The 12,543-nt window shown below is 47.3% G+C and carries 11 protein-coding genes and 1 pseudogene; all 12 read right to left on the reverse strand.

Going from position 1 to position 12,543, the window contains the following annotated elements:
* Window positions 1–39: 39 nt before the first annotated feature.
* Window positions 40–1,079, reverse strand: a pseudogene (locus XDD1_RS00195) (IS630 family transposase).
* Window positions 1,080–1,644: 565 nt separating this feature from the next.
* Window positions 1,645–3,489 (reverse strand): glutamine--fructose-6-phosphate transaminase (isomerizing), encoded by a 1,845-nt coding sequence (glmS, locus tag XDD1_RS00200; RefSeq protein ID WP_045967696.1) that lies wholly within the window; start codon window positions 3,487–3,489, stop codon window positions 1,645–1,647.
* A gap of 140 nt (window positions 3,490–3,629) precedes the next feature.
* Window positions 3,630–5,015: a bifunctional UDP-N-acetylglucosamine diphosphorylase/glucosamine-1-phosphate N-acetyltransferase GlmU gene (gene glmU, locus XDD1_RS00205; protein WP_045967698.1), complete on the reverse strand. Its 1,386-nt coding sequence runs from the start codon at window positions 5,013–5,015 to the stop codon at window positions 3,630–3,632.
* A gap of 205 nt (window positions 5,016–5,220) precedes the next feature.
* Window positions 5,221–5,643: a F0F1 ATP synthase subunit epsilon gene (locus XDD1_RS00210; RefSeq protein WP_045967700.1), complete on the reverse strand. Its 423-nt coding sequence runs from the start codon at window positions 5,641–5,643 to the stop codon at window positions 5,221–5,223.
* Between the two features lie 21 nt (window positions 5,644–5,664).
* Entirely contained in the window at window positions 5,665–7,047 is a 1,383-nt protein-coding gene (atpD, locus tag XDD1_RS00215) for a F0F1 ATP synthase subunit beta (RefSeq protein WP_045967702.1), read from the reverse strand.
* 34 nt (window positions 7,048–7,081) lie between these two features.
* Complete coding sequence (gene atpG / locus XDD1_RS00220) at window positions 7,082–7,945, reverse strand: F0F1 ATP synthase subunit gamma (protein ID WP_045967703.1); 864 nt, start codon at window positions 7,943–7,945, stop codon at window positions 7,082–7,084.
* 62 nt (window positions 7,946–8,007) lie between these two features.
* Entirely contained in the window at window positions 8,008–9,549 is a 1,542-nt protein-coding gene (gene atpA, locus XDD1_RS00225) for a F0F1 ATP synthase subunit alpha (RefSeq protein ID WP_045967705.1), read from the reverse strand.
* Window positions 9,550–9,563: 14 nt separating this feature from the next.
* Window positions 9,564–10,097, reverse strand: a complete 534-nt coding sequence (gene atpH, locus XDD1_RS00230) for a F0F1 ATP synthase subunit delta (protein ID WP_045967707.1) — start codon at window positions 10,095–10,097, stop codon at window positions 9,564–9,566.
* Window positions 10,098–10,109: 12 nt separating this feature from the next.
* Entirely contained in the window at window positions 10,110–10,580 is a 471-nt protein-coding gene (atpF, locus tag XDD1_RS00235) for a F0F1 ATP synthase subunit B (RefSeq protein ID WP_045967709.1), read from the reverse strand.
* A gap of 55 nt (window positions 10,581–10,635) precedes the next feature.
* Complete coding sequence (atpE, locus tag XDD1_RS00240; RefSeq protein WP_045967711.1) at window positions 10,636–10,875, reverse strand: F0F1 ATP synthase subunit C; 240 nt, start codon at window positions 10,873–10,875, stop codon at window positions 10,636–10,638.
* 51 nt (window positions 10,876–10,926) lie between these two features.
* The gene (gene atpB, locus XDD1_RS00245) at window positions 10,927–11,751 is read right to left on the reverse strand and encodes a F0F1 ATP synthase subunit A (RefSeq protein ID WP_045967713.1); all 825 of its coding nucleotides are present in this window, start codon (window positions 11,749–11,751) and stop codon (window positions 10,927–10,929) included.
* A gap of 31 nt (window positions 11,752–11,782) precedes the next feature.
* A complete protein-coding gene (gene atpI / locus XDD1_RS00250) occupies window positions 11,783–12,160 on the reverse strand; it encodes a F0F1 ATP synthase subunit I (RefSeq protein WP_045973258.1) in 378 nt (125 codons plus the stop codon).
* Window positions 12,161–12,543: the final 383 nt, after the last annotated feature.

Below are 12,543 nucleotides of genomic sequence, written 5' to 3' on the forward strand. Positions count from 1 at the left end.
CCAATGTTGAGAGAAGAACCAATTTTGCGATATACCAATCTAACTTGAAGATGCAGGTTTTAAAATCTGAAAGTTGTCAGTCAGTCTAGTCGTGAGTTCTTTCGCTTTTTCTGGCAAAGTGACATGAAAAAAGTGACGAAGGGTTTCACGGAATGTCTTCGCATCCGGAAAATAAACATTGTTACGTACTTGCTCATTCATATACTTCCACAATCGCTCTATTGGATTGAGGTTTGGGCTGTAAGGCGGTAGGTAATGCAGTTCAATATTAAGGACATATGCCACCTCTTTCACCAATTCTGCCCGGTGGTAACCCGCCCCATCCAGAATAATATGAATTTTTTGCGAAAGTGGGTAAGTTTCTCTAATAGCGCCGAAAAAATACGCGATATTTTCGGCATTGATACTCGGGTATTCACGGATCACGGTGTCTTCAATTCGTTGTAAATTGAGGGCGCCCAGAAGATTGAGACGGGTACGACTGCCGGTGGTTTCGACCACTTTTACCTGATTTTTCCCCGCTTTCATCCAACCATAGCTGAGCTTTGTGGACTGCGAAGGATGCACCGCATCAATAAATAGGATAGGTTCATTCTGACCTGCCCGGTCTTTCAGAGACTGGTAGTCATCAATAAATTGTTGCTGCTTATCCGCATCGAATTTATGAGGAACGCCCTTTGGCTTTTTGTAGCTGAAACCTTGTCGGTGAAGCCATTTCGTCATGCCTCCCACGCTGAAAGACACCTGCCAACGAGCTCGTACATAATCCACATTTGAAGCGGTCGTATGCAGCAAATTTGCCGCCAAAAATCAACAGAACGGCGGTTTGTTTGGGAAAAAGATGGCTTTCAAACCCCCTTTTCCGGGGGGGAATTTTTCCTGCGCGATGAAATCTTTTAAGGGGACGGCTTACCGTAATTTTATGAAAACCTAAAGGCCCGACCAATCATTTGGAGCGGCCCCCCCCTCTGACCCCCAAAAGCCACGCCCTTGATGCGATCACAGACTCGACTATCACGAGTGGTATCATGCATCAATTCGAGGGCACGTTTTTGTTCTGGTGTCAGATGAATTTTCATGATTGCAAGCATGATCGGGTTTGGATAAGAAATCAAGCATCTTCAATGGCGATTGGTATATATATCGCAAGTCAGAAACGATGATTGTACTGTCCTTAACAGGTTGATGCTACCCAGGGAGAGAGTGTGAACGTTATTTAATCAACATTGGAAAATTTACTTCACAGATTGACTCCGCACAATTTCAGCAATGTTTTATTCACTGATTTCAGACCACACCATAACTTAATCAATTGAAAATTAATCAAAATAATAACTAAAGCATCGAAATAATATCAGCTCTACTGAACTGGAACCGATATGCTTTACGGCGGCAGTGAGCTCTCATTGAGGGTTTAGAATCGCGTCCATTAGATACTTGATGTATCAATGAATGGATAACAAGGTTATTTCCTCTAAAAACCGTGATACCTCATGAGCAAAATTTTCTTACTCTTAACAACATAAGATCATTCAATTAGATACTTTTATTATTAACTGAATAAAAAAATCCGGCTTACTTACACATAACCGGATTTAGAAAGTTTAAATTTTCTTCATGTTTCTATATTAGAATAGATGAGTATTACTCCACCGTCACCGATTTCGCCAGATTACGCGGCTGATCCACATCCGTACCTTTGATCAAGGCAACGTGGTAAGACAGCAATTGCAGTGGCACGGTGTAGAAGATCGGGGCGATCAACTCTTCTACGTGGGGCAGGGGGATGATCTTCATGTTTTCGCTGTTGGTGAAACCAGCATCCTGATCGGCGAAGACGTACAGCAAACCGCCACGGGCGCGGACTTCTTCGATGTTGGATTTCAGTTTTTCCAGCAGTTCGTTGTTCGGTGCAACGATGATCACTGGCATGTCCGCATCGATCAGTGCCAGCGGGCCATGCTTCAGTTCACCGGCAGCGTAAGCTTCTGCGTGAATGTAGGAGATCTCTTTCAGTTTCAGCGCACCTTCAACGGCGATTGGGTACTGATCGCCACGGCCAAGGAATAGGGCATGATGCTTTTCAGAGAAGTCTTCCGCCAACGCTTCAATCAGCTTGTCTTTGGACAACATGCTTTCAATGCGGCTTGGCAGGGCATGCAGGGCGTGAACAATGTCCTGTTCCAGTGCGGTATCAGCTCCTTTCAGGCGTCCCATGTAAGCCACCAGCATCAGCAATACGGTTAACTGGGTGGTAAAGGCTTTGGTCGATGCCACACCGATTTCAGCACCGGCTTTGGTCATCAGGGCAAATTCAGATTCACGTACCAAAGAGGAACCGGCAACGTTACAGATAGTCAATGAAGTCAGATAGCCCAGCTCTTTGGATAGACGCAGGGCAGCCAAGGTGTCAGCCGTTTCACCAGACTGGGACAGGGTGATCAGCAGGCTTCCTTTGCGGCGTGCTGGCTTGCGGTAACGGAATTCAGAAGCGATTTCAACGTCACATGGAATGCCTGCCAGTGATTCGAACCAGTAGCGCGAAACCATGCCCGCGTTAAAAGAGGTGCCGCAAGCGACGATTTGAATATGCTCAACTTGGGACAGCAATCCCGCTGCATTAGTACCCAGTTCGGACAGATTGACCTGACCATTACTCAAACGGCCTTCCAATGTGCTTTTGATCGCCATTGGCTGCTCGTAAATCTCTTTCTGCATGTAGTGACGGTATACCCCTTTATCACCTGCATCGTATTGAACGTTGGATTCAATTTGCTCGCGCTCAACCGCTTCGCCCTGTACATCAAAGATGCGAACGGTACGGCGGGTGATTTCGGCGATGTCACCTTCTTCCAGATAGATAAAGCGACGGGTCACCGGCAGCAGCGCCAATTGGTCAGAGGCAAGGAAGTTTTCCCCCACGCCCAAACCAATCACCAGTGGGCTGCCAGAGCGCGCAGCGACCAGCATATCAGGGTGACGGCTGTCCATAATCACGGTGCCATAAGCGCCGCGTAATTGTGGAATGACACGCTGAACGACTTCCAGCAGTGAACCGCCTTGTTGCTGTTCCCAGTGAACAAGATGGGCAATCGTTTCAGTATCGGTATCAGAAGAGAAGGTATAACCACGCGCTTTTAATGTTTCGCGCAATTCTTCGTGGTTTTCAATAATGCCGTTATGCACAACCGCGATATGTTCAGAAACGTGGGGATGGGCATTGCGTTCGCTGGGCTCACCGTGCGTCGCCCAACGCGTGTGGGCAATCCCCGTACCACCAATAACAGGCTGTTTGTCCGCTTCATCAGCCAGCATCTGCACTTTACCCACTTCACGCAGGCGGGTCATGCGGTTTTCACCGTCAGCGTTTTGACTGTCAACAACAGCCATACCCGCAGAGTCATAGCCACGATACTCCAGGCGACGAAGACCTTCGATCAGTATTTCTGCAATATCTCGTTGTGCACAAGCACCAACAATTCCACACATTTTGTTTTATTCCTAAAAACAGGGCGAATAAACGCCCTTTTTATGTCGCACAACCTGATTGTCTTACGGCAAATCGTGTTCCGGCTTTGCCGTCCCCGAGCTTTGTAGAGATGGGGATTTTTATTATGGATACAGCTTAATTATTTTTTCTTTACTGGACGCTGCCAATTTTTAATATGGGTTTGCTTTACGCGGCTGATCACCAATTCGTTTTCAGCAATGTTTTTTGTGACTGTGGTTCCGGCACCAATTGTCGCCCCTTGCGCGACGGTCACGGGTGCGACAAGTTGGGTGTCAGAACCCACAAAGACATCATCACCAATGATGGTTTTAAATTTATTGGCACCATCATAATTGCAGGTGATGGTTCCCGCACCAATATTTACGTTGTTGCCAATTTCAGCATCACCAAGATAAGTCAGGTGACCCGCCTTGGAACCTTCGCCAAGCGTGGATTTTTTCATTTCTACGAAATTGCCAACGTGCGCTTTTTCCGCCAATTTGGAACCTGGGCGCAAACGGGCAAAAGGCCCAATGGTGCACTCAGCCGCAATTTCAGACTCTTCGATGATAGTGTAAGGACTAATCACTGCCCCATCACCAATCACGCAATTTTTCAGGATACAGCCAGTGCCAATCTGAACATTATTTCCCAGTGTGACATGACCCTTGATAACCACGTTAGTATCAATCACCACATCACGGCCATGTTCTAATGTTCCACGCAGATCAAAACGAGCAGGATCTAACAACATGACGCCGGCCAGCAGTAGTTTTTCAGCTTGTTCTGACTGGTAAATGCGCTCCAGAGTGGCAAGTTGCAGGCGATTGTTAACCCCTTCCATCTCACTTAAGCGGCTTGGGTGTACGGCCTTGATTTGACGCCCTTCCTGGTGGGCAAGGGCAATAACATCGGTCAGGTAATATTCGCCTTGGGCGTTGTTGTTTTCCAACCTTGATAACCAACGTTTTAAATCCCCGCCATTCGCCACCAAAATACCGGTGTTGATTTCGTTGATTTTACGCTGTTCTTCCGTGGCATCTTTCTGTTCGATAATGCCGGTCACTTCACCCTGTTCACGAATGATACGGCCATAACCCGTTGGATTATCCAGAATGGCCGTCAATAACCCAATTCCACCCGCAGGTTTTGCTGCAATCAAACGCGCTAGGGTATCTTTGCCAATCAGCGGCACATCGCCGTAAAGGATCAGAATATCTTCATCATCCGAAAAGTGCGGAGCTGCTTGCTGCATGGCATGACCCGTGCCAAGCTGTTCCGCTTGCAGTACCCAGTTCAAATTCTGGTTAGCAAGTACTTGCTTCATCAGGTCACCGCCATGCCCATAAACCAAATGAACATTTTCAGTACCCAATTCCATTGCAGTGTCAATGACATGCTGAACCATGGGTTTACCGGCCAGCAAGTGCAGAACTTTGGGAAGGGCAGAATACATGCGTGTTCCTTTACCAGCGGCAAGGATCACGACACTTTTTGCACTGTTACTGTTTGAGATAATAGACATAAGAAACCTGACAATTCTAATTTTAAGTGTGAAAGTAAACCTGTTTGCAAAATAAATTGCCACATATTTTGCAATGCAAAAATGCAATAAAAGCAAAAAAGCCAGTTAGCTTTCACCAACTGGCTTTTTATCTCACTGCCTGTCCCCTTATCTTTCAAGTTGCCGCTCAATGATGAGATGCAATTCGAAATCTATCGGGTACTGATTACATCATTTTCTTTGTCAGCTCGATAACGCGAAGTTTCGCGATCGCTTTCGACAATTCAGCAGATGCCTGAGCATAATCAACATCGCCGTGAGAATTACGGATGTGTTCTTCTGCCTTGCGCTTGGCTTCAAGCACTTTAGCTTCATCCAAATCCTTACCACGGATCGCTGTATCGGCCAGTACGATAACGCCGTTTGGCTGAACTTCAAGAATACCACCCGACAGGTAGATAAACTCTTCTTCACCAAACTGCTTAACAATACGTATCATGCCCGGTTTTATGGCAGTAAGTAGTGGTGTGTGTTGAGGATAGATCCCCAGCTCACCTTCACTACCTGTCACCTGAATCTTCTGTACCAGCCCTTCAAACATCTGTTTTTCAGCACTGACTACGTTCAGGGAGAACGTCATTGCAGCCATATCAACCTCCCGTCAGCCGTATTAAAGCGCTTTCGCTTTTTCCACAGCTTCTTCGATGGAGCCAACCATATAGAACGCCTGCTCTGGCAGGTGGTCATAATCACCGTTCAGGATGCCCTTGAAGCCACGGATGGTGTCTTTCAGAGGAACGAATTTACCTGGTGAACCGGTGAAGACTTCGGCAACGAAGAATGGCTGGGACAGGAAGCGCTGGATCTTACGGGCACGTGCCACAACCAGTTTATCGTCTTCTGACAGTTCATCCATCCCCAGAATGGCGATGATGTCTTTCAGTTCCTGATAACGTTGCAGGATAGACTGAACGCCACGCGCCACGTCATAGTGTTCCTGACCAACAACCAGTGGATCAAGCTGACGGCTGGTTGAATCCAGCGGGTCAACCGCAGGGTAAATCCCCAAGGATGCGATCTGACGGCTCAATACCACAGTTGCATCCAAGTGAGCAAAGGTTGTCGCAGGTGATGGGTCAGTCAAGTCATCCGCAGGAACGTAAACGGCCTGTACGGAGGTGATAGAACCCGTTTTGGTTGAGGTGATACGCTCTTGCAGCGCACCCATCTCTTCCGCCAATGTTGGCTGATAACCTACCGCAGATGGCATACGTCCCAACAGGGCAGAGACTTCTGTTCCTGCCAGGGTATAACGGTAAATGTTGTCAACGAACAGCAGAACGTCACGGCCTTCATCACGGAATTTTTCTGCCATGGTCAAACCCGTCAAGGCGACACGCAGACGGTTTCCTGGTGGCTCATTCATCTGACCGTATACCAGAGAAACTTTATCCAGTACGTTTGAGTCGGTCATTTCATGATAGAAGTCGTTACCTTCACGGGTACGTTCACCCACACCGGCAAATACGGAGTAACCTGAGTGCTCGATCGCGATGTTACGGATCAGTTCCATCATGTTAACGGTTTTACCCACACCCGCACCACCAAACAGACCCACTTTACCCCCCTTGGCGAACGGGCAGATCAGGTCCATAACTTTGATACCGGTTTCCAGCAGTTCCTGAGAGTTGGACAACTCTTCATAGGTGGGTGCTGTACGGTGAATTGACCAGCGCTCTTCTTCGCCGATCTCACCTTTCATGTCAATGGGATCGCCCAATACGTTCATGATACGACCCAGTGTGGCTTTACCCACCGGGACTTCGATTGGGTGCCCTAAATCAGTGACGTCCAAATGACGGCGCAGGCCATCGGAGGTACCCATTGCGATACAACGGACAATACCCCCACCTAACTGTTGCTGAACTTCCAGCACCAGTTTTTCTTCACCGTTTTTAACCTCAAGGGCATCGTATACTTTTGGTACGCTGTCCTGAGGGAATTCGACGTCCACTACGGCGCCGATTACCTGGATAATCTTTCCAGTAGCCATCTTGAATCCTCTACGTAATTCGTAAACCTAGCTGTTAAACCGCAGAAGCACCCGAAACGATTTCGGTGAGTTCCTGAGTGATGCTGGCCTGACGAGCCTTGTTGTAAATCAACTGCAACTCTTTGATCAGGTTGCCACCGTTATCGGTCGCGGCTTTCATCGCTACCATTCGTGCGGCCTGTTCACTAGCCAGGTTTTCAACGACGCCCTGATAAACTTGCGATTCTATATAGCGGCGCAGCAGGGTATCCAACAACGCCTTAGGATCTGGTTCATACAGATAATCCCAGGACTTCTTCTTCAGTGTTTCATCGTCTCCGGCTGGCAGAGGCAATAACTGAGTAATCGTCGGAACCTGAGACATGGTATTCATGAACTTGTTTGTCACTATATACAGTTTATCCAGACGCCCTTCGTCATATGCTTGCATCATGACGTGGACTGGCCCGATCAGTTCGGACAATGATGGGTTATCTCCCATCCCTGTTACTTGGGCAACAATGTTGCCGCCAACAGAAGAAAAGAAAGATACCGCTTTTGATCCAACAAGTGCCAAATCAACCTGGACGTTTTTATCAGACCAGTCTTTCATTTCTATCAGCAATTTTTTGAACAAGTTAATGTTCAAACCGCCACATAAACCACGGTCTGTCGAAACAACCACGTACCCAACACGCTTCACTTCGCGCTCTGCAAGGTAGGGATGTTTGTATTCCAGATTACCTAACGCAAGGTGTCCAATCACGCTGCGAATGGTTTCTGCATAAGGACGGCTGGCCGCCATGCGATCCTGCGTTTTACGCATTTTGGACGCGGCGACCATCTCCATCGCTTTAGTGATTTTTTGCGTGTTTTGCACACTGGCGATTTTGGTACGTATCTCTTTTGCGCCGGCCATTTCTGCTTCTCCGAATTCAACCAGACGGCCCGTGTTTTTTAATCAAACCGGGCCGAATAGTGTTACCAGGACTGAGTCGCCTTGAAGGATTCCAACAGAGCTTTCAGCTTCGCTTCGATCTCTCCATTGTAATCACCAGACTGGTCAATCTCTTTCAGAAGATCAGCATGTTCACGGCTAGCATACGCCAACAACGCAGCTTCGAAACTGACCACTTTCGCGATTTCGATATCTTCCAGATAACCACGCTCAGCGGCAAACAGAGACAGGGCCTGCTGTGCAATGGACATCGGCAGATACTGTTTCTGTTTCAACAACTCAGTCACTTTCTGACCATGATCCAACTGCTTACGCGTTGCATCATCCAGATCAGAAGCAAACTGGGAGAATGCCGCCAGTTCACGGTACTGAGCCAGAGCGGTACGAATGCCCCCAGACAGTTTCTTGATGATCTTAGTCTGAGCCGCACCACCGACACGGGATACGGAAATCCCTGGGTTAACCGCTGGGCGGATACCGGAGTTGAACAGAGAAGATTCAAGGAAGATCTGACCATCAGTGATGGAGATAACGTTGGTTGGTACGAACGCAGAAACGTCACCCGCCTGAGTTTCGATGATTGGCAGCGCAGTCAGAGAACCTGTTTTACCCTTCACTTCACCGTTGGTGAATTTTTCAACGTATTCAGCGTTAACACGCGCTGCACGCTCCAACAGACGGGAGTGCAGATAGAAAACGTCACCAGGGAATGCTTCACGTCCAGGTGGACGACGCAGCAACAGGGAAACCTGACGGTATGCGACAGCCTGTTTAGACAGGTCATCGTAAACAATCAGTGCATCTTCACCGCGATCACGGAAGTATTCACCCATCGCACAACCCGAGTAGGGTGCCAGATATTGCAGGGCCGCAGATTCAGAAGCGGAGGCAACAACCACGATGGTGTTTTCCAGTGCGCCGTGCTCTTCCAGTTTACGCACCACGTTAGCAATGGTAGAGGCTTTCTGGCCAATCGCAACATAGATACATTTGATACCAGAATCACGCTGGTTGATGATCGCATCGATAGCCAGAGCGGTTTTACCGGTCTGACGGTCACCGATAACCAGCTCACGCTGGCCGCGGCCGATTGGGATCATGGCATCAACGGATTTGTAACCTGTCTGGACAGGCTGGTCAACGGATTGACGATCGATAACACCGGGTGCGATAACCTCAATGGGTGAGAAGCCATCGTGCTCAACCGCGCCCTTGCCGTCAATCGGCTCGCCCAGTGTGTTCACAACACGACCCAGCAGACCACGACCAACAGGTACTTCCAAAATACGGCCAGTACATTTGACTTTCATGCCTTCGGCTAAGTCAGCATACGGACCCATGACAACCGCACCTACAGAGTCGCGCTCCAGGTTCAGTGCAATTGCGTAACGGTTGCCAGGCAGGGAGATCATTTCACCCTGCATGACGTCAGCTAAACCGTGGACACGAATGATACCGTCGTTAACGGAAACAATCGTTCCTTCATTGTGAGCTTCGCTCACGACATTGAACTGAGCAATACGCTGTTTGATCAGTTCGCTGATTTCGGTGGAATTCAGTTGCATATGCTCCAGTCCCCTTAAGACTGCAAGTCGTCTGTTAAACGATCCAGACGGCCACGAATACTGCCATCGATCACCATGTCACCTGCGCGGATAACCACACCGGCAATAACAGACTTATCAATTTTGCAATTCAGCTTCACTTTGCGTGACAGACGTTTTTCCATCGCCGCAGAAATTTTAGCCTGCTGCTGCTCATTCAGTTCGGATGCAGAAATCACTTCAACATCGATAGTCGATTCAAGTGATGCACGCAATTGGATAAATTGCTGGAAGACTTCTGGCAGTACCAGCAAGCGACCATTTTCTGCCATGACACGAATAAAGTTCTGAGCATGCTCATCAACCTGCTCACCACAAAGGGTGATGAAGGTTTTAGCTAACGTTTCCGGTGCCAATGAACCGGAAAGCAGCTCACCAACCTGCTCATTACGAGTCACCTCAGCAATGAACGCCAGCATGTTCTGCCAGTGTTCGAGAGATTGGTGTTCTACAGCAAAGTCAAAAGCTGCTTTGGCGTAGGGGCGAGCTACCGTAGCGAATTCAGACATGCCCCTCCCTCCTTACAGTTCAGCGACCAGTTTATCAACGATGTCGCTGTTAGCAGCTTCATCCACGGAACGTTCGATGATTTTCTCGGCACCTGCGATCGCCAGCATCGCAACCTGTTTACGTAACTCTTCACGAGCGCGTTTGCGTTCAGCTTCAATTTCAGCATGAGCCTGCGCTACAATTTTGTTACGTTCCAGCTCGGCTTCTGCTTTAGCATCATCAATAATCTGGGCTTTTTGTTTATTAGCCTGTTCAATGATAACTTGGGCATCCGCTTTCGCTTTTTTCAGTTGGTCGGTCGCATTGGCTTGCGCTAAGTCCAGGTTCTTTTTAGCACGCTCTGCTGAAGCCAAACCGTCAGCAATCTCTTTCTGACGTTTTTCAATGGCCGCCATGATCGGAGGCCATACATACTTCATGCAGAACAGAACAAACAGGACAAACGCAATGGCCTGGCCGAGGATTGTTGCGTTAATATTCACGACACAATACCTCTATTTCAATTAATGAATTGGCGTAATTTTAAGTTCTGTTTTATTAACCGCCAACAGCGAACATCATAAACAAGCCCAGGCCCACAGCAATCATCGGGATGGCGTCAACCAGGCCCATGACAATAAAGAACTGCGTACGCAGCAGAGGAATCAGATCAGGTTGGCGAGCAGCGCCTTCCAGGAATTTACCCCCGAGGATGCCGATACCGATCGCAGCACCAATAGCCGCCAAACCCATCAGAATAGCGGCAGCTATGTACAGCAGATCCATGTTTATATCCATGACAGTCTCCAGTTTGTTTCAAGTTAAAACACAATTATTGATTGATAAAAATTAATGCTCTTCAGATGCCATCGACAGATAAACAATCGTCAGAACCATGAAAATAAAGGCTTGTAACGTAATAATCAGTATATGGAAAATCGCCCAAGGCACGCTGAGTAACCACTGTGACCACACTGGTAAAAGAGCAGCGATAAGAATAAAGATCAATTCGCCAGCATACATATTACCAAACAGTCGCAGACCAAGTGATATCGGTTTAGACAGCAAGCTGACCCCTTCCAGAATTAAGTTAATTGGAATAAACAGTGGATGATTGAAAGGCTGCAATGTCAGCTCCTTCGCAAAACCACGAATCCCTTTCATCTTAATGCTGTAAAACAGGATGAGGACAAAGACGCCAAGGGCCATCGACAAAGTCACACTGACATCTGCGGTTGGAACAATGCGCAGAGCAGGCAAGCCGAAGAAGTGTTCACCGACATAAGGAATCATATCGATTGGCAGCAAGTCCAATGCGTTCATGAGTAACACCCAGACGAACACAGTCAAAGCCAGAGGCGCTATCACTTTGCTCTTGCCGTGATACATATCACGAACAGTGTTATCCACGAAACCGATTACCATTTCTATTGCAGTCTGAAATTTCCCCGGCACGCCATCAGTGGCGCGAACCGCGACTCTTCTGAATACAAACAGAAACAACATCCCTAATACGATGGAGAAAAAAAGCGAGTCAATATTTAACGTCCAGAACGTCGCCTCATAACCACTAGCGTGGGGATCGACCAACTCAAAGGTACGCAAGTCCAACTGAAGGTGCTTCAAGTGATGACTTATGTACTCCGAAGTTGAAACTTCTCCTGATGCAGACATGATGCTTTTTACCCTTTTGTTGTTAAAAACGCTAACCGTTCATTACGGCAGGTGCGATGATCTGCACCATCAGCACCGCTAAATAGGCCACACCAAGTGGTGCAAATGCCGCCTTGAACACCCCTAAAGCGACTATCAGCACGGTTATCGTCATGATAACCTTCACCCCTTCGCTAATCGCGAAAAACCATGCAATCCGTACTGGAACGCCTTCTTCCTTTACCTTTTGGAAGCGGCTAAGCAGCATAAAAATGACATTTGGTAGCCAACATGCCAACCCGCCGGCAAAAGCAGAAACGCCCCACTCTATACTTTTGGTACAAAAAGCTACACTGAGAATAACAAAAGTCATTAACTGCCAAAATAACAGTTTCAGTGCCGTTCTACCGCTGTAAAGGGATACAGACATGACTTTTGTTTTCTCCCTGTGGTACACCATCACATATCAGGCTTTACTGAATGTTGTATAAAACTGGCTTTGCTTAAGAGTGTCAAGTGACAAAAACGTGCAAATTATACGGGCAGCCAAAATGAATTCAATCCATAAGTAGCGAAAAAGTGAATAATTATTTAAATTTCTAACTTTGCTGCTAGATCGCTCACAAATACCATTTAATATTCTGTCATGGCTAAGGGTACAGACTCAAAATTAAACGTGATGCACATCACATCAAACAAAAACCATTAATTATATTTATCATTAAATATATGATAAAAATCTTTTATTTTTTCTACTGAAAATCAACCAATTAATATTACACCCATAAAGTTTTATCTGATATACCAATAAAA

This window comes from Xenorhabdus doucetiae (genome assembly GCF_000968195.1).
GTDB lineage: Bacteria > Pseudomonadota > Gammaproteobacteria > Enterobacterales > Enterobacteriaceae > Xenorhabdus > Xenorhabdus doucetiae.

Coding starts and splice junctions, on each gene's coding strand:
- atpG (WP_045967703.1), bottom strand. CDS start 7,945: ATGGCCGGCGCAAAAGAGATACGTACCAAAATCGCCAGTGTGCAAAAC.
- atpH (WP_045967707.1), bottom strand. CDS start 10,097: ATGTCTGAATTCGCTACGGTAGCTCGCCCCTACGCCAAAGCAGCTTTT.
- atpA (WP_045967705.1), bottom strand. CDS start 9,549: ATGCAACTGAATTCCACCGAAATCAGCGAACTGATCAAACAGCGTATT.
- atpD (WP_045967702.1), bottom strand. CDS start 7,047: ATGGCTACTGGAAAGATTATCCAGGTAATCGGCGCCGTAGTGGACGTC.
- atpE (WP_045967711.1), bottom strand. CDS start 10,875: ATGGATATAAACATGGATCTGCTGTACATAGCTGCCGCTATTCTGATG.
- glmS (WP_045967696.1), bottom strand. CDS start 3,489: ATGTGTGGAATTGTTGGTGCTTGTGCACAACGAGATATTGCAGAAATA.
- atpB (WP_045967713.1), bottom strand. CDS start 11,751: ATGTCTGCATCAGGAGAAGTTTCAACTTCGGAGTACATAAGTCATCAC.
- XDD1_RS00210 (WP_045967700.1), bottom strand. CDS start 5,643: ATGGCTGCAATGACGTTCTCCCTGAACGTAGTCAGTGCTGAAAAACAG.
- atpI (WP_045973258.1), bottom strand. CDS start 12,160: ATGTCTGTATCCCTTTACAGCGGTAGAACGGCACTGAAACTGTTATTT.
- glmU (WP_045967698.1), bottom strand. CDS start 5,015: ATGTCTATTATCTCAAACAGTAACAGTGCAAAAAGTGTCGTGATCCTT.